Here is a 25682-nt window from a genome sequence, read left to right as displayed (position 1 = left end):
CGTAGGGTGGGCAAAGCGCAAGCGTGCCCACCACTTCTATCAAGATTGTGGAGAGATGGTGGGCACGGCGCTTCGCGCCTTTGCCCACCCTACGCGATCTTTGCCGGGGCTAGATCTACCTCTTCCACGCAGCCGTCACGGCACCAATCTCCGCGCCCTCCGGCTCCCGCACCGCCGACGGCGTGCGCGAGAACCTTGGTGCCGGCGCCGGCTGCTTCACGCCGTGGCGTTCGAGGAAGACATTGCGGGCGACCATGTGCGGATGCTCGGTCGCTTCCGACATGGTCAGCACCGGCGCGAAGCAGATGTCGGTGCCTTCCATGATCCTGCACCAGTCCTCGCGGGTCTTGCTCTTGAACACGGCCTGCAATTTCTGCTTCAGCGCGGGCCAGGCCTTGGGGTTCATCTGCGCGTCGAAGTCGGCATCGGTCAGGCCCGCGTGCTCGCGCAGCAGCGCGTAGAACTGCGGTTCGATCGAGCCGATCGAGACGAAGTGCCCGCAGGCACATTCATAGACGCCGTAGAAATGTGCGCCGCCGTCGAGGAAGTTCTGGTTGCGCCCCTCGCTCCAGCGGCCGATCGTCTTCATGTCGAAGAAGAACGACATCAGCGATGCCGCGCCGTCGCACATCGCGGCGTCCACGACTTGGCCCTTGCCGGACCTTTGCGCTTCGAGGAGGGCGGCGAGCACGCCGACGACGAGATAGAGCGCGCCGCCGCCGAAATCGCCGACCAAATTGAGCGGGGGCACCGGGGCTTCCTTGGTGCCGATCGCGGCGAGCGCGCCGGTGATCGAGATGTAGTTGATGTCATGGCCGGCGGCGTTGGCCAGCGGGCCTTCCTGGCCCCAGCCGGTCATGCGGCCGTAGACGAGTTTGGGATTTCGCGCGAGCACGACATCGGGGCCGAGCCCGAGCCGCTCCATCACGCCGGGACGAAAGCCCTCGACCAATGCATCGGCGCTCGCAAGCAGGTCGAGCACCTCTGCGATCGCCGCCTTGTCCTTGAGGTCGAGCTCGATCACCTTGCGGCCGCGGCCCGCCACCGACTTCATGCTCTTCTTGGCGCCGACGCGATCGAGCGTGACGACCTCGGCGCCCATGTCGGCCAGCATCATGCAGGCGAATGGGCCGGGTCCGATGCCGGCGAATTCGACGACACGGAAACCCGAGAGCGGGCCGGAGGCGCGGACGGAGGAGCCTTCTGATTTTTCCTGGGCTGGTTTATCGAGCACGTTGTTGTTTCCTCGGGTCGCCGGCGAATGCCGGTGGTCCGGCAATCGCCTTTGACGTTCCTCTTTTGGGGCGAGTTAATTGGCTGATTAACTTTTCTCGCCTTCATGTCCGCGAGGCAAGCGGTTTTCATGCATGGGCGCATAATAAAAGCGGCGCGCATTGCTGCGCGCCGCGGAAGATTTGTGTTGAGGCGCTAAGGCGCGACGCGCTGTCGCGCTTTATCGACTCGGTCAGCCCGCGGCAGCCACCGCGCGCTGCGCCATCACCTTGACGAGGTTGGCGCGGTATTCCGCCGTGCCGTGGATATCGGCCAGCAATCCGCTCGCCGGAATGCTGACATTGTCGAGCGCCGACGGCGACCAGTTCGCCTTCAGCGCGGCTTCGATCGCGGGCACCCGCATCACGCCGCTCTGCGAGGCGCCGGTGGCGGCAACACGGATCTCGCCCGACTTCGTCTGCGCGACGAACACGGCGGTCAGCGCGAAGCGTGAGGCCGGATGCCGCATCTTTTCGTAGCCTGCCTTCGCCGGCACCGGGAACGACACCGCAGTGATGATCTCGCCGTCTTCCAGCGCCGTCGTGAACAGGCCCTGGAAGAAGTCCTCGGCCGAGATCGACCGCTTGTTGGTCTTGACGGTGGCACCGAGCGCCAGCAGCGCGGCCGGATAATCCGCGGCGGGATCGTTGTTGGCGATCGAGCCGCCGATCGTGCCGCGATAACGCACGGCGGGATCGCCGAGCACCGAGGTGAGATAGGCGATCGCGGGGATCGCCTTCTTCACATCGGCATTCTGCATGATGTCGAAATAGGTCGTGCCGGCCTTGATGGTCAGCACGTCGCCCGAGAGTTCGACGCCGTGCAGCTCCTTGATCTTGCCGAGGTCGATCACGTCGGACGGGCTGGCGAGCCGCTGCTTCATGACCGGCAGCAAGGTCTGGCCGCCGGCGAGGAATTTCGCCTCACTGCTCTTGCCGAACAGGGCGACGGCCTCGTCGACCGAGGAGGGGCGATGATAAGTGGTCTGGTACATCTTGTTGCTCCTCTCAGGCCGCGTGGATCGTGCGCCACACCCGATCCGGGGTTGCGGGCATTTCCAGATTGTTCTTGCCGATCGCATCCGTGATCGCGTTGATCACGGCCGCAGAGGCGCCGATCGCGCCGGCCTCACCGCAGCCCTTGATGCCCAGGGGATTGCCCGGGCACAGCGTCGTGGTGTGGGAGAGGTTGAACGAGGGCAGGTCGTCGGCGCGCGGCATGGAGTAATCCATGAACGAGGCCGTGACGGGCTGGCCGTTGGCATCGTAGATGGCGTGCTCGAGCAGCGCCTGCCCGATGCCCTGGGCGAGGCCGCCATGGACCTGTCCCTCGACGATCATCGGGTTGATCAGCCGGCCGAAATCGTCGGCCGCGACGAAGTTGACGAAGGAGGTCTTGCCGGTGCCGGGATCGACCTCAAGCTCGCAGATATAGGCGCCGGCCGGGAAGGTGAAGTTGGTCGGATCGTAGAAGGCGCTTTCCTTCAGGCCCGGCTCCATCCCGTCAGGCAGATTGTGCGCAGTGTAGGCCGCGAGCGCGACCATCGGGAAGGCGATCGCCTTGTCGGTACCGGCCACCTTGAACTCGCCGTTCTCGATGACGATGTCACCCTCGGACGCTTCGAGCGCATGCGCTGCGATCTTCTTGGCCTTGGACTCCATCTTCTCCATCGCCTTCAGGATCGCGGTGAGACCGACGGCCGCGGAGCGCGAGCCGTAGGTGCCCATGCCGAACTGCACCTTGTCGGTGTCGCCATGGACGATCGAGACCTGGCTGATGGGAACGCCCAGGCGCTCCGCGACGAGCTGGCAGAACGTGGTCTCGTGACCCTGGCCGTGGCTGTGCGAGCCCGTCAGGATCTCGATGGTGCCGACCGGGTTGACCCGCACTTCGGCGGATTCCCATAAGCCGACGCCGGCGCCGAGGCTGCCGACGGCCTTCGACGGCGCGATGCCGCAGGCCTCGATGTAGCAGGACACGCCGATGCCGCGCAGCTTGCCGTCCGCCTTCGCCTTGGCCTTGCGGGCTGCGAAGCCGGCATAGTCGATCGCCTTCATCGCGGCGTCGAGCGAGGCGTTAAAGTCGCCGGTGTCATAGGCCATGATGACAGGCGTCTGGTGCGGGAACTGGGTGATGAAGTTGCTCCGGCGCAGTGCTGCCGGATCGACCTTGAGCTGCCGCGCCGCCGTCTCCATCAACCGTTCGATCAAATAGCTCGCCTCGGGGCGGCCTGCGCCGCGATAGGCGTCGACCGGCGTGGTGTTGGTGTAGACCCCGACCACCTCGGCATGGATCGCCGGGATGTTGTACTGGCCCGACAGCAGCGTGGCGTAGAGATAGGTCGGGACCGACGAGGAGAACAGCGACATGTAGGCGCCGAAATTGGCGTAGGTCTTCACCTTCAAGCCGGTGATCTTGTTGTTGGCATCGAACGCCATCTCAGCATGGGTGACGTGGTCGCGGCCATGCGCATCGGTGAGGAAGGCCTCGGTGCGGTCGCCGGTCCATTTTACCGGACGGCCGACCTTCTTCGAGGCCCACAGCGCCACCATCTCCTCGGGATAGATGAAGATTTTTGAGCCGAAGCCGCCGCCGACGTCGGGGGCGATCACGCGCAGCTTGTGCTCGGGGGCGATGTTGTAGAACGCCGACAGCACGAGGCGGGCGACGTGCGGGTTCTGCGAGGTCGTATAGAGCGTGAAGTGCTCTTCCGCCGCGTCATAGTCGGCGATCGCCGCGCGCGGCTCCATCGCGTTCGGGGCGAGGCGGTTGTTGGTGACGTCGAGCTTGACCACATTGGCGGCCTTGGCGAAGGCGGCATCCGTCGCGCCCTCGTCGCCGATCACCCAGTCATAGACCTGGTTGCCGGGGGCTTCGGGGTGAAGCTGGGCTGCGCCGGCCTTGATCGCGGCATGGATATCGGCGACTGCCGGCAGCTCTTCATAATCCACGACCACGGCTTCGGCCGCGTCGCGCGCGAGGTTCTTGCTGTCGGCGATCACGACCGCGACGGCCTGACCGACGAAGCGCACGGTTTCCGGCGCCATCGCCGGCCATGCGCCCATCTTCATCGGGCTGCCGTCCTTGGAGGTGATGGCCCAGCCGCAGATGAGATTGCCGACCTTGTCGTCGACGATCTGCTGTCCCGTGAGCACGGCGACCACGCCCGGCATGTCGAGCGCGGCGGATGAATCGATCTTCTTCACCTTGGCATGCGCATGCGGGCTTCTGATGAAATGGGCATGGGTCATGCCCTGCAATTTGATGTCGTCGACGTAACGGCCTTTGCCGGTAATGAAACGCTTGTCTTCCTTGCGCACGACGCGCGCGCCGATGCCTTCAACACCCATGTCTGGTCCTCCCGACCGGAAGTTTCTTTGACTGCGCTTTCCCTCGAAAGCAGCAGCGGTGGTTCTTTATTCGAGGCGCGCCGCTTTACTCGGCCGCCTGCGAGACCTTCATGCGCCCGGCTGCATCCAGCACGGCCTTGACGATGTTGTGGTAGCCGGTGCAGCGGCAGATATTGCCTTCGAGCTCGTGGCGGACCGTGGGCTCGTCGAGCTCACCACCATGGCGGTGCACGATGTCGATCGCCGACATGATCATGCCCGGCGTGCAATAGCCGCATTGCAGGCCGTGATTGTCGCGGAAGGCGGCCTGCATCGGGTGCAGCTCATCGCCCTTGGCGATGCCTTCGATGGTGGTGACGCTGGCGCCGTCGGCCTGACCAGCCAGCATGGTGCAGGATTTCACCGCCTTGCCGTCCACGTGTACGACGCAGGCGCCGCACTGGCTGGTATCGCAGCCGACATGGGTCCCGGTGAGGTTGAGGTGATCCCGCAGGAGCTGGACCAGCAGCGTGCGGTCCTCGACGTCGACGGCAACGGCCTTGCCGTTCACCGTCAGTTTGACTGTAGACACGGAACATACCTCCCCGGATTGATTTTGATTGTTTCTAATTAGAGACCGCCGCCCACGGACATTGCAACTAGGATTTTGGTCACGCCGGTCATGGAAAAGTCATCGATCCCGACGATCGGGCAATGACTTGGGTGGGCGAAGCGGGTCGACCGCCGCAAAATGGCCGGCCCATGTGGGATGCCAGCCGTCATCCCATCCGGTCGGCTTTTGGCCGACAAAGCCGGAAATTGCGCAGGTGCGGCGAATTTACCGCCCTTTATCCATTCTGCCCTAGTTTTGCGCATCCGGGTCTGGAGGCGAGCCGCCTCCGGATCACGGCTGAATAGAAAATGGGGGTTGGAATGTCCGGGCGTATCGCGTCGCCGTCGAAGCGTACAATATTTCCGACCCTCCGGTTCCGCGCCAAGATCATCCTCGGCTTCGCCGCGGTGCTGGTGATCTCCGCCGGCAGCATGGCTTTCTCCTATTTCGGCTTCGAGCGGGTCTCGGCCGGGGTCGGGTCCTACCGCAGCAGCGTCACCGAGGCCGATCTCGCCCGCAACATCGACCGCGAGCTGCTCGCCTACCGCTCGGCCGTCCGTTATTTCGTCGTCACCGGCAAGGAGGACGATGCCAAGGCAGCGCTGGACGCCGAGACCGGCCTGAAGAGCGCCATCGACCAGGCCGTCAAGAGTGCCCAGAAGCCGGCGCGGCAGGACGGCCTCAACAAGCTCGCCAAGGAATTCTCCAACTTCTCCGCGACCTTCGCCAAGGTCCTCAAGGCCAAGCGCGACAGCGCGCTGCTGGTGCAGAACCAGCTGACGCGCCAAGCCAATCTCCTGAAATACAAGCTTGACGATATCGGCAACAATGCCTCCGATTCCGAGGCGCAGTCGATCGAGTTCGGCACCAAGCAGGTCAACGCCCAGTTCCAGACCGCGAGCGCGGCGGCGACCAATTTCGTGCTGACGTCCGACCAGGCGATCGCGACCAGCGCGCTGGCGCGGCTGAAATTCGTCGAGAATTCGCTCGGCGCGGTCTATTCCATGGACGACAAGATCGTCGCCGGCCTGAAGGACGCCAAGACCATCCTCGTGGCCTATCGCGAAGCGCTGGAGAAGCTGATCGCCAACGCCAAGATGGTGGATGAGCTCGTCACCGAGATGAGCGGTTCTGCCGGTGCGATCCTGCAAGGCGCGACCGCGATGAAAGCGGACCTCGTCGCCGAGCAGCAGCGGCTGGATTCGGAGTCGGAAGCGACCATCGGACGGACCGAGCAACTGGTGCTGATGCTGGCCGTCGGCGGCACGCTGCTCGGCGCGATCCTCGCCTTCCTGCTCGGCACCGGCATCTCGCGTCCGATGATCGCGATGTGCAAGGCGATGGGCGAGCTTGCGTCGGGCAATTTCGACGTCGTGCTGCCGGGCCTCGGCCGCAAGGACGAGATCGGCGAGATGGCCGGCGCGGTCGAGGAATTCAAGGTTCAGGCCGTGGCCAAGGCCGAGCGCGACGCCGCCGCCAGCGAAGCCCAGAACAAGGAATTGGCCACCGCACGCCGTTCGGAGCTGATTCGCTTCGCCGATGATTTTGAAAGCGCGGTCGGTGCCATCGTGTCGAACGTGTCGGCTTCCGCCGTGCAGCTCGAATCGGCGGCTTCCACGCTGACCCGAACCGCCGAAACCACGCAGACCCTGTCGAGCCAGGTCGCCGGTGTCTCCGAGCAGGCCTCGAGCAACATGCAGTCGGTCGCAACCGCGACCGAAGAGCTTTCCGCCTCCGTCGAGGAGATCGGCCGCCAAGTCCGCGATTCCAGCCGCATCGCGGAAGCTGCGGTGGTCCAGGCCAAGGAAACCGACGGCCGGATCGGCAAGCTGTCGCACGCCGCCCAGCAGATCGGCGAGGTGGTCAAACTGATCACCGCGATCGCCGAGCAGACCAACCTTCTGGCGCTCAACGCCACCATCGAGGCGGCGCGCGCGGGCGAGGCCGGCCGCGGCTTTGCCGTGGTCGCCAGCGAAGTGAAGTCCCTGGCCAGCCAGACCGCGAAGGCCACCGACGAGATTTCCTCGCACATCGCGGGAATGCAGGGTGCGACCGCCGAGTCGGTCGCCGCGATCAAGGAGATCGGCGCCACCATCGGCAAGATTTCGTCGATCTCGACCTCGATCGCTAGCGCGGTGGAAGAGCAGGGCGCCGCGACGCAGGAGATTGCCCGCAGCGTCCAGACCGTCGCGCAGGGCACCCAGACCGCCGCCACCGACATCGGCCAGGTCAACCGTGGCGCCGCCGAAACCGGCTCGGCCTCGGAGGAGGTCCTGAATTCGGCCAAAACCCTGTCCAGCGAAAGCACCCGCCTGCGCGCCGAGCTCGATCGCTTCATGGGGAATATCCGGGCGGCGTAGGTTTGCGACGCCTGAAGCCCTCGTTGTCGCTCCACTCTCGGCTGTCGTCCCCGCGTTCGCGGGGACGACAGGCTCGGCCGCGTCACCTAACCGCAAGTTGCGACGCCATAAATTTACCGCCGCTTATCCTTTGCACTCTACCGTGCTCACGAGTCAGGAAGCGGGCTGCTTCCGGGCTGCGCCTGGTTTTCCGCGAATGGAATGGGGTGGGGAATGCCCGTCAAGTCGACGCCGAACACATCGAAGCTCTTCACCCTGCGTTTTCGTGCAAAAATCATCCTCGGCTTCGTGGCGGTGCTCGCCATCCTCGCCGTCAGCATGGCTTTCGCCTATTTCGGCTTCGAGCGGATCCAGGCCGCCGTGGCCTCCTACCGGGCCAGCGTGTCGGAAGCGGACCTCGCGCGGACCGTGGACCGCGAGCTGATCGCCTATCAGGGACTGGCGCGGGCCTATACGCTGACGGGCGCGACCGATGACGAGACCGCGGCCAAGGCCGCCGAAGAGAATCTGAAGGGCGCGATCGCCAAGTCGGTGGCGGCCACGACCGGCGCGGCGCGCCGCGAGCAGGTCGGCAAGCTCGGGGCCGAATTCCAGCGCTTCACCAAGGTGTTCGGTGAGATCATCACGCTGACGCGCGAGAACAACAAGATCGCCGCCGACGAGCTCAACAGCGTCGGCAACAAGATCCGCTTCAAGTTCGACGATCTCGCCGATACGGCCGCGCTGGCAGGGCTGAACTCGGTTCAGACCACGGCCAAGGACGTCACCTCGCAATATCTCGCGGTCTCGACCTCGGTCAGTGCCTTCGTCGCCAAGCCGGAGCCGAAGACCGCCGACGGCGTGATCGCCCGCATCAAGTTTTTGGAGACCCTGCTGGTCTCGATCTATGCCAATGACCAGAAGATCACCGACCGCGTCACCGAGATCGGCAATCTGCTGAAGCAGTACCGCACCTCATTCTCGAAGCTGACCGAGAACGTGAAGGTCATCGTCAAGTTGAACGGCGAGATGACCAAGACGGCGGCGGGCATTCTCAAGCTCTCGGCCGAGCTGCGGTCCGATCTGACCTCGGATCAGCAGCGCATCGAAGCGAGCGCCAACTCCACCATCACCGAGACCGAACGGCTGATGCTGATGATGGCACTCGGCGGCCTCGCCATTGGCGCCGTGCTGGCCTTGATGCTCGGCAACGGCATCTCGCGTCCGATGATCGCGATGTGCAAGGCGATGCGCGAGCTTGCGTCCGGCAATTTCGACGTCGTGTTGCCGGGCCTGGGACGCAAGGACGAGATCGGCGAGATGGCCGGTGCAGTCGAGGAATTCAAGGTTCAGGCTGTCGCGAAAGCCGAGCGCGACGCCGCCGCCAGCGAAGCCCAAAATCGCGAGCAGGCCGCAAGCCGCCGCTCCGAGCTGATTCGCTTTGCCGACGATTTCGAGAGCGCCGTCGGCGCCATCGTCTCCAACGTCTCGGCCTCGGCCGTGCAGCTCGAATCGGCGGCCTCCACGCTGACCCGCACCGCCGAGACCACGCAGAGCCTGTCGAGCCAGGTCGCCGGCGTGTCCGAGCAGGCCTCCAGCAACATGCAGTCGGTCGCAACCGCCACCGAAGAGCTCTCGGCCTCGGTCGAGGAGATCGGCCGCCAGGTGCGCGACTCCAGCCGTATTGCGGAAGCTGCCGTGGTGCAGGCGAAGGAAACCGACGGCCGCATCGGCAAGCTCTCGCACGCCGCCCAGCAGATCGGCGAAGTGGTCAAGCTGATCACGGCGATCGCCGAGCAGACCAATCTTCTTGCGCTCAACGCCACCATCGAGGCGGCGCGCGCGGGCGAGGCCGGCCGCGGCTTCGCAGTGGTCGCCAGCGAAGTGAAGTCGCTGGCTAGTCAGACCGCGAAGGCAACCGACGAAATCTCCTCCCACATTACGGGGATGCAGGGTGCGACCGCCGAGTCGGTCGCCGCGATCAAGGAAATCGGTGCGACCATCGGCCAGATCTCGTCGATCTCGACGTCGATTGCGAGCGCAGTGGAGCAGCAGGGCGCCGCGACGCAGGAAATCGCGCGCAGCGTCCAGACCGTTGCGCAGGGCACCCAGACCGCCGCCACCGACATCGGCCAGGTCAACCGCGGCGCCGCCGAAACCGGTTCGGCCTCGGAAGAGGTGCTGAACTCGGCCAAGACGTTGTCATCCGAAAGCACGCGCCTGCGCGCCGAGCTCGATCGCTTTATGGGCAATATCAGGGCCGCGTAAGGCTCGCCGCGCGTCAGGCGCTTGGCGCCTGAAGACCTCGCTATCGCCTCATACTCCGCTGTCGTCCCGGACAAGCGCGCCCTTAGGCGCGCGCCGATACGGGATCCATACTCCCAACGGATAGTTGAGACGGACGGTGGTAACTCCAAGTCTTCGCCAAACCACTTTCTGTGGTTAGGGGTCCCGGATCTGCGCTTCGCTTGTCCGGGACGACAGCGGGGTAAAGAGCGAGTCTCACTCCCTCCCGAACGTCCGCTTCAACTCCACCTTCGCGCGCTCCAGGTTTTGCGCGAATGTGTCGTCTTTCTGACGTGAGCCATGCGTCAACTCCCTGCGGCTCCATCGGAAACGGACGATCCCAGCGGCTGTTCCCGCGGGAACCCGCCTTTGCCGCAGGCGTTGTCGCAGGTGGCAGGCGGAATGCCGCACCTCCATGATCGGAACGCCCCCGTCCACACCATGTGAACCGGGGCCGCTTCCATTGGTTAGACCCAGCAACGCGATGGAATTGCAGCAAAGCCCAGCGCTGAATTATGGACCTGCAGTCTCTGCGGCGGTCGCGGCTGACCGCATCATCGAGACCAGCATTCCCGCGCGGCTCGATGCGCTGCCGTGGAGCGGCTTTCATACCCGCGTCGTGCTGGCGCTCGGGATCACCTGGATCCTCGACGGGCTCGAGGTGACGCTGGCCGGCGCGCTCTCCGGCGCGTTGAAGCAGAGTCCGTCGCTGCAATTCTCCAATCTCGATCTCGGTATCGCCAATTCCGCGTATCTCGCCGGTGCGGTGCTCGGCGCGCTCGGCTTCGGCTGGCTCACCGATCGCATCGGCCGCAAGAAACTGTTCTTCATCACACTGGCGCTTTATCTCTCCGCGACTGCCGCGACCGCCTTGTCGTGGAATGTCGCGAGCTACGCGCTGTTTCGTTTTCTCACCGGCGCCGGCATCGGCGGCGAGTACACTGCGATCAACTCGACGATCCAGGAACTGGTGCCGGCGCGTTATCGCGGCTGGACCGATCTCGTCATCAACGGCAGTTTCTGGATCGGCGCGGCGATGGGCGCGGTGGCGGCCATTGTGCTGCTCGATCCCGCATTGATCGGTCCCGATCTCGGCTGGCGCCTCGCCTATCTCATCGGCGCGATCCTCGGCCTCGTCGTGCTGTTGATGCGGATGTGGATTCCGGAGAGCCCGCGCTGGCTGATGATCCACGGCCGGCCCGACCAGGCCCACGCCATCGTGGACGAGATCGAGCGCTCGGTGATCGGGCACGACCAGCATGCGAGCGACGGCCGCTTCACGAAAATCCGACTGAAGATGCGCGACCACACGCCGATCAGGGAGGTCGTGCACACGTTGTTCTCCGTCTATCGCCAGCGCTCCCTGGTCGGCCTCGTGCTGATGGTTGCGCAGGCATTCTTCTATAATGCGATCTTCTTCACCTTCGCGCTGGTGCTGACCGACTTCTACGGCATCAGCGCCGAGCATGTCGGTTGGTATCTCCTGCCGTTCGCCGCGGGCAACTTCCTCGGTCCGCTGCTGCTCGGGCGCCTGTTCGACACGCTCGGCCGCCGCGTCATGATTACGTTTACCTACGGCGTGTCGGGCGTGCTGCTGGCGCTCTCGGGCTATCTGTTCTCGATCGGCGCGCTGAGCGCGCAGGGGCAGACCATTGCCTGGATGGTGATCTTCTTCTTTGCCTCGCCCGCCGCGAGCGCGGCTTACCTGACCGTCAGCGAGACGTTCCCTCTGGAAGTGCGCGCGCTGGCGATTGCGGTGTTCTACGCAATCGGCACCGGCATCGGCGGCGTGATCGGGCCCGCGCTGTTCGGCGCGCTGATCGACACGGGATCACGCACCAGCGTGTTCGCGGGCTATTTGCTGGGGGCCTTCCTGATGATCGTGGCTGCGATCGTGGCGTGGCGCTACGCCGTCGCCGCGGAACGCAAATCGCTCGAACAAATCGCGCGGCCGCTTGCCTTTATGGAGTAGACTATGAAATCGGAACTCGCGGAATTGGATCAGAAGCGCCACATGGTTGACGAAGAAGCGCCCGACGCGGTGCCGGTGCCGCATGCGCTCGTGCCGCATCTCGGCGAGACCGCGATCCTGCTCGACATCGACGGCACGCTGCTCGACCTGATGCCGACGCCGCGCGAGGTGTGGGTGCCGCCGGGCCTGTCGGAAACGCTGAACCTGTTGACCGAGCGCACGTCCGGCGCGCTGGCGATGGTCAGCGGCCGTTCGCTCAACGACATCGACCTGATCTTCGCACCCGACGTGTTTCGCGCGGTCGCCGGTCACGGCGCGGAAATGCGCCTGTCGGTGGGCAATGAGGCCGACGACGTGCACGCGCCGCCGATGGACAAGGAACTGAAGCGGCGCCTGGCTGCGATCGCCAAGCTCAGCCCCGGCATTCTGCTCGAGGACAAGGGCTATTCGCTGGCGCTGCATTATCGTCTCGCGCCGCATGCGGAGAAGGCGATCTTCGAAGCCGTCTCGCTGATCCGCGCCGATCTGCCCAATGCGCCGATCGAGGTGCTGCCCGGCAAGTTCGTTTGCGAGATCAAGCATTCCGGCTTCACCAAGGCCACCGGCGTGCGCGAATTGATGAAGCATGAGCCCTTCAAAGGGCGCCGTCCGATCTTCATTGGCGACGACGTTACCGATGAGACCGTGTTCGCGATCATGCCCGACATGAACGGGCTGTCCTTCTCGGTCGGTCGCCGCGCCATCGGCGTCAACGGCCATTTCGATGAGCCGAAGGATGTGCGCGCGTTCCTCGCGCGTCTGCTCGACGACACAAGGTTGGAATAAGGCACCGACACCTCGGGGCCACATTGTCGCTCGCGTCGTTCGCTTGCGCGCGCAATTCATGCTGGGCAACACAGTCACGAAAACTGACTTTGTTGAGCGAAACCGCCGGGTTCCCAGCAGAAAAACTGGTTCCAACGCATGTGCCTGATTTTGGTTTCATTTCGTACAAATGATGGACAGGAACCATATTGATGAACAGCAGTTAAACGGGTTGGAATGAAGGAGGGGACGACCTGTGAATTTAGTCGTCGTTTCAAATCGAGTTGCGCGCGGTAAACCCAACGAGCCGATGACGGGCGGCTTGGCTGCGGCATTGCTTCCCGTGGTGGAACATTCGGGTGCTATCTGGGTGGGTTCGTCGGGCCGTGTGCGCGACGGCCATCAGAAGGAACCGTTCGCCGAGATCGAAGCGCTTGGGTCGGGTGCGATAGCGACGCTGGATCTGCCGGCGGCGCATTACGGCGGCTATTACGAAGGTTTTGCCAATTCGGCGCTGTGGCCGGCGCTGCATTCGCGCAGCGATCTGATCCGCGTCTCGCGCGACGACTATGTCAGCTATCGCGAGGTCAACGCCTTCATGGCGCGCGCCTTGATGCGCTTCCGGAAAGCGAAAACGGCGTTCTGGGTGCAGGATTATCATTTCCTCGCGCTCGGCGCGGAGCTGCGCGATCTCGGCGTCGATGATCCGATCGGCTTCTTCCTGCACACGCCGTGGCCGGTCGTCGCGGTGATGCAGGGCGTGCCCAATCATCGCGAACTGATCACGGCGATGCTGGCCTACGATCTGCTCGGCTTCCAGACCAATGAGGATTGCCAGAATTTCCTTGGCTATGTCGCGAGTGAACTCGGTCTCGCCGTCGAAGACGGCGTCGCGATCTCGCAGCATGGCCGTACGCGTTGCGAGGTCTTTCCGATCGGCATCGATGCGGAAAAGTTCGCGGCTTACGCGGCGAAATCGGCCTCGCATCCCGACGTGTCGCGGCTGCGCCGCAGTCTCAACGGCGAGCGGCTCGCGATCGGCGTCGACCGGCTCGACTATTCCAAGGGTCTCGTCAATCGCATCAGCGCGTTCGACCGGCTCTGGACCGAGCATCCGCAGTTTGCGCGCAGCATCTCGCTGCTCCAGATCGCCAACCCCTCGCGCGGTGCGATCGAGGCCTATGGCAATCTCCAGAACGAGGTCGCGCGTCTCGTCAGCGACGTCAACGGCCGCCACGGCGAGGTCGACTGGACGCCGATCCGCTACCTGAACAAGGGTTTCAGCCAGGCCGTGCTTGCGGGTCTCTACCGCACCGCGCAGATCGGCGTGGTGACGCCGCTGCATGACGGCATGAACCTCGTCGCCAAGGAATATGTCGCCGCGCAGAACCCGGCCGATCCCGGCGTGCTGGTGCTGTCGAAGTTCGCCGGCGCCGCCAACGAGCTCGAAACGGCGCTGCTGGTCAATCCGCACGATATCGACGGCATGGCCCGCGCGATCGCGGTCGCGGCCGCGATGTCGCTCACCGAGCGCAAGATGCGCTGGGACGCGATGATGAAGACGCTGCGCGGCCACACCATCCAGCAATGGTCCGCCGACTTCGTTGCCGAGCTGGAGAAGTGCCGGACCGAGAAGGCCGTCGTCGCGCCGCTCGAGACCCAGCCGCCGCAGGCGCTACGCTGGCTGAAGTCGGCGATATCAGGTGTAAGGTTGATTTAAGCTCTCTTGCTCTCCCCGTTCTCGCGGGGAGAGGTGCTCAATAGCAATACGACACCCCGTCCAGAATCGCGCATTGCCGCTTGTTCGGCGCGTTGGGATCGTCCAGCGGCACCATGCCCTTGCCCTGGCCGACGAACACGCCGGGTCCGACATGCACCGAGCTCTTGTTGCCGATGATCACGCTCGGATGCGGCGAGGCGTTCGAGCGCGTCCCGTCCGGCCAGATGATGGCATCGCCCGAAAGCACCCCGCGCCGCCCGTCGTCGCAACTCACGTCGACGCCCTGCCGGGTGCAGACCTGCGCGGCGGCCGACGCGGCAAAGGCGGAGCCAAGGGCCGAAATCAGGCCCAGCGCGACGATGGTCTTTTGGATGGTCATGGCGTCCCCGGTCGTGTTTGGCGGTCTTGAGTGAATCGTCGCGCCAAACCCGCTTCCGGTTCAGCCTTTGAGCGGTTCCGAAGCGCCAGCTGGCGCCAGATATTGTCTTTCAAATACAATGTCTTACGGAAAATTCACCCGATTTACCCGCGATCTCTTGCAAAATCATCGGCTCCCCTTCAAGAGAGGGCGCTCCGGAGAGATGGCCGAGTGGCTTAAGGCGCACGCTTGGAAAGCGTGTGTGCGGGAAACCGTACCGTGGGTTCGAATCCCACTCTCTCCGCCAGCTCCTATCGAATGTTAGGTAGATCTCTGTTTTCGACGGTCGACCCCCGGCTTGCTTCTGGGCGCGGCAGGGGTTGGAAAGCGAGATCCTTTCTGAATTCGGTCGAGAGCCGAGCTTAACTGCGCTTGCCTCTGTTTCTGCAGCCTTCACACCCGTGCGCTGTCGTTATCGGTGGTGCCTGCTCCGACGGCGCCCGGCGCGGTGCCGAAACGCCGGCGGAAGCCGCGCGCAAAATGCGTGTAGTCGCGAAAGCCGCAGGCGTAGGCAATATCGCTGAGCGGCTGACCTGTCTTCATCAACGCGCGGCGTTCGATCAGACGCGCCGCATGATCCAGACGGGCCGAACATATGTAGTGACCGCATGTCGACCCACGGACCGTGAACAGTTTCTGCAAATAGCGCAGTGAAATTCCCGCCTCGGCAGCCACCTCCCGCGGAGAGATGTCCGGATCGGCAAAGCGGTCCTTTATGATGCCGCAGACGCGCATGAACAGCTTGTCGTTGTGACGCGAGCCAAGCGGGGCGGGAGGTGCAAACAGTGCGCCGAGGAGATCGTAGACCACCAGATGCATAAAGTTATCAGTCGACGCGAACGCCGGTTCTGCATCGCTGATCGGGTCAAGAGCGAGTTGACAAAGCAGACGTGACGCTTGCGCCTGCCGAGGACCGCACACGCCACCTTGCGGTTCGAAGCCGAGATGCGACGCCAGCTTCTGGCGCGGCACTTGCACACCAAGCCATCGCGCGCTGTCTTGGGCCCGCGAGATGAATGTCACGGGCTTTGTGGAATCGAGCAGGACGACATCGCCAGCAGTGATATTTACGACTCGGTCGTTGTGAATGATAATCGATTCGCCGGTATCCTGAACTGTGACGAAATAGTACTCCATATTATCACGGCGAATGTCCTGTTCCGTCCGCTCAAGGCGGGTAGCGCTGCAGGTGAGATCCACTGCAGCGAATCCGAAGAGGCGCCGCGTGCGCACCTTGCTGGCGAAGATGTTGGTTTCGCGAGCAGGAGTAAACCATCCCCAATCCTCGCGCATTGCAGCTCGGAAACCGTCATAGTCCAATTCTGGAGCGCTGAGAAAATCGTCGCTCGGGTGCATCATCGCCTCCGCGGGTCTTGGTAAAGCGAGTCTTGGCAAGCCTAATCGCACGGTTTGTAATGGCCCGCGCCGAAACCACGGGTAGACGTTTGATCAAGCTAGCGTGGCCCGGGACGGGTCCCACTCAACTCTGCGTCACGCCAAATCACGCCCCCGAGATCGTGTCAGCATGGCCGCGAGGCGCGCCAGGCGGTGCGCGTTCGTACGGACGATTGGGCGCGATCGTCTCACGACACCTGCGGTCCAGCCGCCTAGATTCCGATCATCGTAGTCACGCTTTGACGAGAATCGGAGACAACAATGATTGCAGAAGTTCAGAATACAATGACGCTAACGGGAAACCGGGCTCTTGTGACCGAGCAGGCAACGCAAAACGAGTCCGATCCTGCCTCGGCAGTTGGGCGGCCTGGAATTCCGGTTCCGCTTCATTGTTTGCCAGTGACGGATGCCACCGTTCTTGAGTTGTACGAATATGTTTTCGCGCCTTGGGTGAAAATGCTCGGCCTTCGCGAGTTCAAGGTCTGCCCGGGCATCGTGTCCGCGATGCTTCCACAAAATGATGCGCTCAAATTGTCAAGCTGCGCGGTATGTGGCCAGGCAATTATGGCGGCCATTGACTCGGTTGCATCACTGTCTGTGGGCACGACGGGGCTCATCACTAAAGGCACCGTGTATCAGCACACTCACTTCCTGCGTCCAGCCGTCAACGATGACTATCATGTAAGAGCAGAAGTATTGCGCTTTGGCAAAGCGTCGGCCTTCACGGAAACCCGCGTTTCGTTTGCGTCGACGGGAAAGTTGGTTGCGCACGCCAGCCTGGAATTCGCCTTCTGACTCGCATCCAAGGCTTCATCACTCCAGCCCGCCGCTCCCGACGTCTGTTCAAGCTCGTTCTCGGACATCCCGGTCGCGGTACCCCGCCAGTTCCTGACCAGCCATACCGGCTGATCATCTCGCATTGACCCGCAACCCTCATCACCGGAGTCAAACCATGACCAGGACTATTCTCATTACCGGCACATCGAGCGGCTTCGGCCGCGAAACCGCGGAAAAGCTGGCGCGCGACGGCTATCGCGTGTTTGCCGCGATGCGCGACATCGCCGGCCGCAATCGCAGCCACGCCGACGCGCTGCGGAGCCAGAAAATAGGCGTCGTGGAACTCGACGTTACCGATGACGGCTCGGTCGATCGCGCCATTGCTTCTATCCTCGCCGAGGCCGGCAAGATCAACGTGCTGGTCAACAACGCCGGCATTGCGTCGGTCGGCGTAACCGAAGCCTTCACGGCGGATCAGGCGAAGGCGATCTTCGACACCAACGTCATCGGGTTCCTCCGCGTTACGCGGGCAGTGCTGCCTTCGATGCGTCGGGAGCGCGAAGGCCTCATTATCAACATGGGCTCGGTCCTCGGCCGGGTGACGTTCCCCTTCGTCGGCATCTACGGCGCGAGCAAGATGGCGATCGAAGCTTTGACCGACAGCATTCGGCTGGAGGTCTCCCAACTCGGCGTAGACGTGGTGGAAGTTCAGCCTGGCGCTTACCCGACAAGCCTGTACTCGAGCATCCAGAGGCCTGCCGACGGCGACATCACGAAGTCCTACGGCGAGGTCGGCCAGATTCCCGACGCCATTTACAAGACCTTCACGTCAATGTTGCAGGGAAAGGACGCTCCGAAGCCTCATGACATTGCCGAGGCCGTCGCCAAGCTCGTCGGCCAGGCGAAGGGCAGTCGCGCCGCTCGGACGGTGGTGGGCACGTCGTTCGGTGCTGACAAGATCAATGCCGACATCGCGCCCGTCCAGAGGGCCGTCGTCGACGGTCTGGGCCTCGGGCATCTCGAAAAACTCGCGTGATGGAGCGTTCCGGGTCGGCGCCTGCCGTCGACCCGTCCTCACGCGGCAGCACGCTGGCGGGCGCGCCCTGCCAGGAATAGGCCCTCGAAAGAATGAAGAAGCCAGGACGAATATCGCCAAAGCTTAACAAGGAGAGCTCAAATGCCTCTGTGGCATATTTACTGTCCGGAAAATGCGTACTCAGCCGAGGACAAGTGCGCGCTTGCGACGCGTATCACGGACCTCTACGCGGATGTCGGCTTGCCCCGGTTCTATGCAAGCGTTGTCTTTCACGAATTGCCAAGGAACTCGTTCTTTATCGGTGGAAAGGCAGCGAACGATTTTGTCAGGATTTGGATTGATCAGATTGCTCGCGCAACTGCTCCCGAGCGGCGAGCGTGGTGGCTGGAGCGCGTCAACACTACGCTCAATCCCTTCACACGAGAGCGGGGTTATGGCTGGGAGGTCCACATTGACGAAACGCCAATCGATTTCTGGACCATCCAAGGAATGAAGCCGCCTGACCCCGATTCTGAGGCTGAAAAGCACTGGGTCAAAGAGGACCGCCCGTCAGCATATACCTGAGTGTGGGCGCAACCTTCAGCGAGCTGATCGCGGCGATGGGTATCAATCCGCCAAGCTTCGGCGGCGCGAACGCCAAAATGCCGAAAGGCGCCGGGCGGACGTAATACCGCCCGGCCGGCTCGTCGCAGTGTTCTTCAGCCTCGACGCTTTACAGGTTTTATGTCGCAACCCAAAGGAGATCGCTATGTCGATCCGTAGCCTGCTTGTTGCCGCAGCATTCGCCTCTCTGCAGCCCGCCCACGCCGATGGCCTGCGTCCGATTGATGCCATGAGCGTCGACGTTGGCGAACTGTCCGGTGTCGCCTACTACACCGTAGAGCGCGACGGATTCCATGTCGTAACGACCCTTGCACAGGGCATGACGGGAACGCCGATCCGTGTTGTGTGTGTTCTTGCCCCGGGTCAGAGCGTGGCGTTCTCAACACCGCACCAGGTAAATGCGCTCGAAATCAGCCGGAACGGCGACAGCGTGCTCGTCCGCAAGGTGAAATCGGTCTCGAACTAATTTCCGGCGAAATGGCGCCTTCCCAGCGAACGGGAAGGGCGATGAGCGTGATCAGCGGCAGAGCGGTCCATCGCATTTTCGCCGAACCTGCTCCACCCGATCTATTTGAATTAGGAGTAGCCGAACATGAAGGAAGCCATTCTGCGCTCCGGCATCGACCGTCGTACCCTGCTCATGACGTTGGCGTTGCTTCCAGCCCTATCCGCGCCGCCGTTATCCGTCTCCGCGTCGGCCCTGACCGCTTCGCGGCGCGACGTGGCAGTGAGCGGTGCGTGCCAGTACCGGTGAAAGGGCGCCGGCGGCTCACGACATCCAGCTTCCAGAGTCTTAGCTTCATTCACAGCATCGAATCTAAATCGTGTTTGGAAGACAAATGCCCCTGTCAGTCATATGGCTCGTCACGTCCTTTGCGATCAGGCTGCTAGTCGTTCACTTCAAGCTCGCCATCCTTCTCAGGTCTCGCGCGAAGGCGCGTTTTCGGGGGCCGGGCGCCCAAGGGCGAGAGAGCGGGCGAGACGTCGTCCTGGCTGATGAAAACCTCCCGCCAAATGGATACCCGTGCGGACCATCTCCTGCCCGCACGAACAGTCGCTTGCGGCTGAAGTGAAAGCGTTGAAACCGAGGGAACATTCGCCATGCTTGGCTTAATGATGCAAACTCCGTTGCTCCTGTCGTCCATTCTCATGCACGCGGCGCGCTCCTTTCCCGATGTCGAGATCGTCTCCCGAACTCCCGACAGGCCCGATCACATCACGAACTACAGCGGCCTTCTCGAGCGCAGCTCTCGGCTCGCAAATGCATTGGATTCGATCGGCATTAAGCCAGGCGATCGCGTGGCGACCTTAGCCTGGATTAGCTATCGGCATCTGGAGCTATACTTCGGCATTTCCGGAATGGGAGCTGTTTGCCACACGATCAATCCAAGGCTGTTCGCGGACCAGATCATATACATCATCAACCACGCCGAAGATGCGATTGTATTCTTCGATCTGGCTTTTATCGATCTCGTACACTCTTTAATGCCGCAATGTCCGACTGTTGAAGCGTGGATATATCTGGGCGAGGCTGGCGACGCAAAGCTCGTGGGAGCCAAAGGCTTCCCATCCTATGAAGGATTTCTCTCCGGGTGCTCGGAAGCCTATGCATGGCCGGAGTTCGACGAGAACACGGCATGCGGACTGTGCTACACGTCGGGAACGACAGGAAACCCAAAGGGTGTGCTGTATAGCCATCGCAGCGCCGTGCTGCATTCCTGCGCCGCAGCGCTCCCAGACGCTTGTCGCATTTCTCTGGATGACACGGTCGCGCTTGTCTCGCCGATGTTCCACGCAATGTCTTGGGGAATGCCGTATTGTGCAACGGCGAGGGGTTCGAAGCTGGTGATGGCCGGCCAAAACGTCGACGGTGAGAGCCTGCACAGGTTGTTCGAGGACCACGGGGTGACTTTCGCCGGCGGCGTGCCGACGGTCTGGCTGGGCTATGTTCGATACCTGCAAAGCGCCGGCGTGAAGCCGACGACGCTCAATCGCGCGCTGATCGGTGGCACGGCATGTCCGGCCGCCCTGATGGAAACGCTGCAGGACGAATACGGAGTAGAAGTTCTGCATGGCTGGGGCATGACGGAAACCAGCCCGCTCGCGACGATCTCGAAGCCACTGCGCAAGCACATGACCTCGTCGAGAGCTGAACGGCGGTCTCGCCAGGTCAAACAAGGACGTGCGCTTTTCGGGGTCGAAATCGGCATTCGCGATGGCAACAACAGAAAACTCCCCCACGATGGCAAGGCCGTTGGCGACCTCGTGGTTCGGGGGCCCTGGATTGCCCGCGCTTATTACAAGATGCCGGAAAGCGAGCGTGCCGATGGCTGGTTTTTCACGGGTGATGTCGTCACGATCGACAGCGACGGTTATATGCAGGTTACGGATCGCTCGAAGGACGTCATCAAGTCCGGAGGCGAATGGATATCGTCTATCGAACTCGAAAACCTGGCGATGACCCACCCCGAAATCGTCGAAGCGGCGGTGATTGGTATTGCGCATCCAAAATGGGACGAACGCCCGCTCGTGCTTGCGGTCCGGCGCCAGGGATCGAGGCTCAAGGCGCAAGATCTCCTGACCTTTTACGAGGGCAAGATCGCGAAGTGGTGGATGCCGGACGATGTTCTGTTCGTCGACGAGCTTCCGCACGGGGCGACCGGAAAAGTCCTGAAGACCAAATTGCGCGAGCTTTACGGAAACCGCGATTTCGCCGCGATCAGCCAGACGGGCAACCCGCCCGCCGCCGAAGCCAACGGAGGTTCCTATGTCAGTCCGCAGCTCGCTTCTCGCAGCCGCCGTCACCTTCGCCTCACTCGGAGCCGCACACGCTAACGGCCTGCGGCCGATCGAGGGCCTGAGCATCAATCTCGGCGATGTATCCGGCGTCGCCTACTGCACGGTCGAGCCCGATGGATTCCGCGTCGTCACGACTCTTGCACAGGGTGCAGCGGGAACGCCGATCCGCTTTGTGACAGTACTGGCGCCCGGTCAGCGCGTTGTTGTCTCAACGCCATACCAGGCACCCGCGCTCGAAATCAGCCGAAAAGGGCGACGAACTGCTCGTCCGCAGGGCGAGCACGTTCTCCAATTGACTGTCAATTGGCACGCAAGCGCCGACGTGAAGGAGCCAAAGATGTCCGCGATTCATCTCCGCCAGCTATTTGGACGGCGCAGGCAGGATCGGCTTTCAAGTCGGGATCAAGCCTGATCCGCGATAGCTTTCGATCAGCACATCGAACAGTTTCAGGTCGGCGCGGCTCCGCGCCATCAGCTGCGCGCCGGCAACGGCCGCGTAGATCGCGCGCGCCCTTGCTTCACGCTTGCTGGCGGGAACTGAAGCTGCGGCGAGCATCCTGGTCAGCCACGCCACGTTGACATCGACGAACGCCTGCACCTCGGTTTTCACGGCGTCCGGCAGATCATCATATTCGGCCGCCATGAAGCTGTAGAGGCACATGCGATTGTCCTGCTCGAGCGATCGACGAAAAAGTCCCGGATAGGCCCGGAGCGCTTTTCTTGGATCTCCGTTCGCTTTTGAAAGAGCTTCGAGGTTCGCCGCCGTATCCTCCCAGTAGCGTCTCGCAACCGCGGCCCCGAGCTCAGCCTTGCCGGGGAAATGATGATAGATGCTCGCAGCCTTGACGCCGACTTCAGCCCCGATGTCGCGGAAGTTCAACCCGCCATACCCGTGGGCCTGCGCTGTCCTGCGCGCCGCGGCCAGGATTGCTTCCCTCGCATTTTCGCTCATCGTGATCACCTCAACGTGTCCCTACCAAATGACAGGTAGGGATTGAAGTCCATAAATGCGAGAGACATGTCCAGCCTACCAAATGGCAGGTAGGACAGATATGATGGATAACATCGTTGGAATGGACGCCACGCGCATCGCCCAGCTGATCGCTCAACGGGAGCTTTCGCCGGTCAAGGTCATGCAGGCGCATCTCGACCGCATCGCGGCGGTCAATCCCAAGCTGAATGCGATCGTGACGCTGGCCGACGGCGCGATGGAAGGCGCCAGGACGGCCGAAGCGGCGGTGATATCGGGCGCCCAGCTCGGCCCTCTCCATGGCGTTCCGTTCACGGTCAAGGATGGGATCGACACGGCGGGTGTGCTGACACAGCGCGGCTCGCCGATTTTCAGGGGGCGCGTGCCTGACACTGATGCCACCGTCGTGGCCAGGCTGAAGGCCGCCGGCGCCATTCTTATCGCAAAGACGAACCCGCCCGAATTTTCCTATTCGATCGAAACCGACAATCTCCTGACGGGCCAAACCAACAACCCCTGGAACCTCGACTACACGCCGGGCGGATCGAGCGGCGGTGAATCCGCTGCCATCGCAGCGGGCATGTCGCCACTCGGTGTGGGCAGCGATCTCTCGATCTCTTTGCGCGGCCCGGCAGCGCATACCGGTGTCGTCGGATTCAAGGCCACTCACGGTCGAATGCCGATGACGGGCCACTGGCCCCGGGTGCCGCGCCGTTTCTGGCACATCGGTCCGATGGCGCGTTCGGTTCGCGATGTGGCGCTCGCTTATTCCTTGATGGCAGGACCTGACGGTGCCGACGGCTTCTCGGTCAGCTCGCCCAGCCTCGATACAGGGGTAGGTACGAAATCGACCCGTGAGCTTCGTGTGGGCTGGCTGGCCTCCCCGGGCTTCTTCGGACCAACCGATCCGGAGGTGGTCGCGACCGTGAAGGCAGCGGCGCATGCACTGAGGAATGCAGGCTGCCACGTTGAGGAGGTCCGGTTGCCGGTGCTGGAGCAGACCGATGCCAACAGCGTCCTCTGGCAGCTCCAGCAGATGGAATCCCGGCGCGAGTTCGAGAAGGTCACCGCCGGCCATGAGGCCGAGATCTTCAGGCACGCCAAACTGGTCCTTGATGCACCTGATACGCCGATCGTCGACTTCGTCGCCGCCGAGCAGGCCATAGAGCGCCTTCGCGACAGCTTCGCCGAATACTTCCAGCGGTACGATGTGCTGCTATGTCCGGTGACCCCGTTCCCGGCGACCAAACACGGTCTCAAGGACCTCGTGGTCGATGGCGTGACGGTTTCGCCCTTCCACGTGATGAGCGCGACATCACCGTTTAGCCTGACGGGAATGCCCGCGCTATCAATGCGGTTTAGAACGAGCCATGATGGCCTTCCGATCGGCGTGCAAATCGTCTCCTCCTGGTTGGCGGAATCGACGACGCTCAAGATCGCCTCGCTCCTCGAGGAGGTTAGCCCCGTTCGCGACCTTCATCCGACTATCTGACGATGAGAGGGCGGGATTCATCCCGCCCTCCCCTGAGAGCATCCACCATGAAGGATGAGCTGACGATATCGCGGCTTGCTCAATCAACCGACGGTCACGTTCAATTGCGTCGCAAATCCTGATGAGCTCCGGTCATTGTTGCCGTCCATAGGTTCGCTATCGGTTGCCGCTCCCTTCCCTTATGAAGTTCCCGCGCGCGCCGGACCATCACCGGAAGCAGGACGTCATGAAGGCACACAGCAGCGCTCTCGAAGAGGCCGAGAAGGATGATCAGAATGAACATTCAAGTCTCGCTCACACCGACGCGCAGCCGATCGACCTGAATTCCCTGCAGACATTCGTCGCTGTCGTGCGCGCCGGCGGATTTGCGGCGGCAGCCCGCGAAACCAACACGCCGAGGTCGTCCGTCAGCTTGCGCATCCGCAGCCTGGAGGCGGCGCTCGGTGCGCGGCTCTTCAAGAGGTCCACGCGCGCTTTTGCCCTCACGGCCGCAGGACGAGAACTCTACCAGCGTTCGGCTGGCGCGCTTGCCCTGCTTGTCAACGCGATCCGGGGGGTAAGCGGTGCTGACGACCCATATGCCGGCGAAATCCGCATCACGCTGCCGGCCGACTTTCCGGTCAGGATCGTGGCAGCCGCGATCGGGGATTTCAGAAACGATCACCCCAATGTGCGCTTTGAGGTGTCGCTCACTAACGACGTGCTCGATCTCATCTCCCGGGATATTGATATTGCGCTCCGCATCGGAGCGGCCAATCCTCAGGAAGCCCTGATCAAGGGCGCAATCGACATGAAGTTTGGTCTTTATGCGAGCGCAGACTATGTGAGCAGTCACGGGATCCCCGTCGATATTCGCGACGCGTCGACCTTGATCGGGCCATCGAGGCCGGAATTGCTGCGCCTTCTATCCCGCTCCTTGCCGGGCGGGGCGACGTGGCCCGCCTTTCATGTCGCGGTCGACTCCTTCGCTCTTGCTCGTGAGCTTGTGCTGAATCACCAGGGGATTGGTCTGCTTCCGGAAGCCCTCTGCAGAGTGGAATATGCATCGGGGCTCGTCGTGCCGGTTTTGCCAGAGCAGTTCTCCGGGACGATCCGCCTGCATCTCACATATCCGTCGCGGGCCGATCTGAGCGCCAAGGTCGCGGATTTTACCCGTGTGTTCGAGCGACAGCTTGCAGCTGCGGGGCGGTGATTTCCGTAGTTGTCGTTGTTCATGCCGACAGTTTGAGGTGGACCGTTCGGGCAGCAGAACTGGTCTTCGGGAAACTCCGATGCCAATTGGCCAGAACTACAGCCGCTGTGGCTTGCGGAAGGGGACTAATCCGCAGCCCTCCCGCATGCAATCTACTGAGCTCCGAAGTCAATGGAGCCTTGGCCCATGCAGAGCGTCATCACGACGAAGTTCGAAACGACCGAATTTGCCGGTCTCACGACGAAAATTATCAATCCGCAGGAAAGCCCGTTCACGGTGCTGGACATGACCATCAAGCCGGGCTTCGGGGCACCCGCCCACATCTCCGAGGAGGAGGACAAGCTGTTTGTCCTCCTGGAGGGCCAGGTGAAATACCTCGTGGGAGACCAGACCGAGGTCGCTGGACCCGGTTCGCGGATTCTCGTGCCGAGAGGAGTTGTTCACGGCTTCACCAATGAGGGGCCGGCCGACGCGAGACACATCCTCGTCTCCACGCCGCGTCGTCACGAGGAATTCTTCCGCGATCTGCACAGGATCCCCGAGCCGCGCGAGCAGCACATGGACATGCTGCCGACGATCGCAGCGCGCAACGGCCAACGGATAGTTGGTCCGCTCCCATGACACGATGGGCAGCACCGAACGCGCGTATCGCCGCGATTTCGACG

General features: G+C 62.7%; 22 protein-coding genes and 1 tRNA gene. 16 read left to right on the top strand and 7 right to left on the bottom strand.

All coding sequences use genetic code 11. From position 1 onward, the window contains the following. Positions 1-115: 115 nt before the first annotated feature. The 4 genes from CT676_RS21780 to CT676_RS21765 all read right to left on the bottom strand — a co-directional run bounded on the left by CT676_RS21780 (position 116) and on the right by CT676_RS21765 (position 5193). The gene (locus CT676_RS21780; protein ID WP_085403705.1) at positions 116-1234 is read right to left on the bottom strand and encodes a CaiB/BaiF CoA-transferase family protein; all 1119 of its coding nucleotides are present in this window, start codon (positions 1232-1234) and stop codon (positions 116-118) included. A 231-nt stretch (positions 1235-1465) separates the two neighbouring features. Beyond that, positions 1466-2266, bottom strand: coding sequence for a xanthine dehydrogenase family protein subunit M (locus CT676_RS21775; protein ID WP_085403644.1), 801 nt, complete (start codon positions 2264-2266; stop codon positions 1466-1468). A gap of 13 nt (positions 2267-2279) precedes the next feature. Beyond that, positions 2280-4622 (bottom strand): xanthine dehydrogenase family protein molybdopterin-binding subunit, encoded by a 2343-nt coding sequence (locus CT676_RS21770; RefSeq protein ID WP_085403643.1) that lies wholly within the window; start codon positions 4620-4622, stop codon positions 2280-2282. An 85-nt stretch (positions 4623-4707) separates the two neighbouring features. Next, positions 4708-5193 carry a (2Fe-2S)-binding protein gene (locus CT676_RS21765; protein ID WP_085403642.1) on the bottom strand — a complete coding sequence of 162 codons (486 nt, stop codon included), beginning with the start codon at positions 5191-5193 and terminating at the stop codon, positions 4708-4710. Positions 5194-5534: 341 nt separating this feature from the next. On the opposite strand from CT676_RS21765, the gene CT676_RS21760 reads away from it, so the two are divergent. The 5 genes from CT676_RS21760 (at position 5535) to CT676_RS21740 (ending at position 14335) form a co-directional block, all read left to right on the top strand. Then, the gene (locus CT676_RS21760) at positions 5535-7574 is read left to right on the top strand and encodes a HAMP domain-containing methyl-accepting chemotaxis protein (RefSeq protein ID WP_135215351.1); all 2040 of its coding nucleotides are present in this window, start codon (positions 5535-5537) and stop codon (positions 7572-7574) included. 213 nt (positions 7575-7787) lie between these two features. Next, positions 7788-9821 carry a HAMP domain-containing methyl-accepting chemotaxis protein gene (locus tag CT676_RS21755; RefSeq protein ID WP_085403640.1) on the top strand — a complete coding sequence of 678 codons (2034 nt, stop codon included), beginning with the start codon at positions 7788-7790 and terminating at the stop codon, positions 9819-9821. A 502-nt stretch (positions 9822-10323) separates the two neighbouring features. Beyond that, complete coding sequence (locus CT676_RS21750) at positions 10324-11811, top strand: MFS transporter (protein WP_085403639.1); 1488 nt, start codon at positions 10324-10326, stop codon at positions 11809-11811. A gap of 3 nt (positions 11812-11814) precedes the next feature. Next, the gene (gene otsB / locus CT676_RS21745) at positions 11815-12636 is read left to right on the top strand and encodes a trehalose-phosphatase (RefSeq protein WP_135215350.1); all 822 of its coding nucleotides are present in this window, start codon (positions 11815-11817) and stop codon (positions 12634-12636) included. A 235-nt stretch (positions 12637-12871) separates the two neighbouring features. After that, positions 12872-14335 (top strand): trehalose-6-phosphate synthase, encoded by a 1464-nt coding sequence (locus CT676_RS21740; protein ID WP_085403638.1) that lies wholly within the window; start codon positions 12872-12874, stop codon positions 14333-14335. 37 nt (positions 14336-14372) lie between these two features. Here CT676_RS21740 and CT676_RS21735 read toward each other — a convergent pair whose 3' ends face one another. After that, the gene (locus CT676_RS21735) at positions 14373-14714 is read right to left on the bottom strand and encodes a hypothetical protein (protein WP_063980509.1); all 342 of its coding nucleotides are present in this window, start codon (positions 14712-14714) and stop codon (positions 14373-14375) included. A gap of 196 nt (positions 14715-14910) precedes the next feature. Here CT676_RS21735 and CT676_RS21730 point away from each other — a divergent pair. Beyond that, positions 14911-15000, top strand: a tRNA-Ser gene (locus CT676_RS21730). 146 nt (positions 15001-15146) lie between these two features. Here the strand turns inward: CT676_RS21730 and CT676_RS21725 are convergent. Further along, the gene (locus CT676_RS21725; protein ID WP_161495888.1) at positions 15147-16109 is read right to left on the bottom strand and encodes a helix-turn-helix domain-containing protein; all 963 of its coding nucleotides are present in this window, start codon (positions 16107-16109) and stop codon (positions 15147-15149) included. Between the two features lie 300 nt (positions 16110-16409). Here CT676_RS21725 and CT676_RS21720 point away from each other — a divergent pair, with 300 nt between their 5' ends. From CT676_RS21720 to CT676_RS21695, 7 genes are all read left to right on the top strand, one after another. After that, on the top strand, positions 16410-16943 hold the full coding sequence (locus CT676_RS21720; RefSeq protein ID WP_085403636.1) for a PaaI family thioesterase: 534 nt from the start codon (positions 16410-16412) through the stop codon (positions 16941-16943). Between the two features lie 157 nt (positions 16944-17100). Next, complete coding sequence (locus CT676_RS21715) at positions 17101-17961, top strand: SDR family oxidoreductase (RefSeq protein ID WP_085403635.1); 861 nt, start codon at positions 17101-17103, stop codon at positions 17959-17961. Positions 17962-18102: 141 nt separating this feature from the next. After that, a complete protein-coding gene (locus CT676_RS21710) occupies positions 18103-18525 on the top strand; it encodes a tautomerase family protein (protein WP_085403634.1) in 423 nt (140 codons plus the stop codon). 184 nt (positions 18526-18709) lie between these two features. Beyond that, positions 18710-19030: a hypothetical protein gene (locus tag CT676_RS21705; RefSeq protein ID WP_085403633.1), complete on the top strand. Its 321-nt coding sequence runs from the start codon at positions 18710-18712 to the stop codon at positions 19028-19030. 126 nt (positions 19031-19156) lie between these two features. Then, positions 19157-19318, top strand: coding sequence for a hypothetical protein (locus tag CT676_RS44145; RefSeq protein WP_161495887.1), 162 nt, complete (start codon positions 19157-19159; stop codon positions 19316-19318). Positions 19319-19665: 347 nt separating this feature from the next. Then, entirely contained in the window at positions 19666-21399 is a 1734-nt protein-coding gene (locus CT676_RS21700) for a long-chain-fatty-acid--CoA ligase (protein ID WP_135215349.1), read from the top strand. Further along, positions 21332-21775, top strand: a complete 444-nt coding sequence (locus CT676_RS21695) for a hypothetical protein (RefSeq protein ID WP_244623226.1) — start codon at positions 21332-21334, stop codon at positions 21773-21775. Before CT676_RS21700 ends, CT676_RS21695 begins: the two co-directional genes overlap by 68 nt. On the opposite strand, the gene CT676_RS21690 is transcribed toward CT676_RS21695, so the two are convergent. After that, positions 21755-22315 (bottom strand): TetR/AcrR family transcriptional regulator, encoded by a 561-nt coding sequence (locus tag CT676_RS21690; protein ID WP_135215348.1) that lies wholly within the window; start codon positions 22313-22315, stop codon positions 21755-21757. The two genes, CT676_RS21695 and CT676_RS21690, sit on opposite strands and share 21 nt — an antisense overlap. A gap of 100 nt (positions 22316-22415) precedes the next feature. Here CT676_RS21690 and CT676_RS21685 point away from each other — a divergent pair, with 100 nt between their 5' ends. From CT676_RS21685 to CT676_RS21675, 3 genes are all read left to right on the top strand, one after another. Further along, complete coding sequence (locus tag CT676_RS21685; protein WP_085403630.1) at positions 22416-23825, top strand: amidase; 1410 nt, start codon at positions 22416-22418, stop codon at positions 23823-23825. 226 nt (positions 23826-24051) lie between these two features. Continuing rightward, on the top strand, positions 24052-25017 hold the full coding sequence (locus CT676_RS21680) for a LysR family transcriptional regulator (RefSeq protein ID WP_161495886.1): 966 nt from the start codon (positions 24052-24054) through the stop codon (positions 25015-25017). Between the two features lie 186 nt (positions 25018-25203). Continuing rightward, positions 25204-25638: a cupin domain-containing protein gene (locus CT676_RS21675; RefSeq protein ID WP_014490468.1), complete on the top strand. Its 435-nt coding sequence runs from the start codon at positions 25204-25206 to the stop codon at positions 25636-25638. The last annotated feature ends 44 nt before the right edge of the window (positions 25639-25682 follow it).

It is taken from the genome of Bradyrhizobium sp. MOS001, from assembly GCF_004634465.1.
GTDB lineage: Bacteria > Pseudomonadota > Alphaproteobacteria > Rhizobiales > Xanthobacteraceae > Bradyrhizobium > Bradyrhizobium barranii.
Note: the sequence above shows the minus strand (reverse complement) of the source record. Positions and strands in the feature narration are given on the sequence as shown.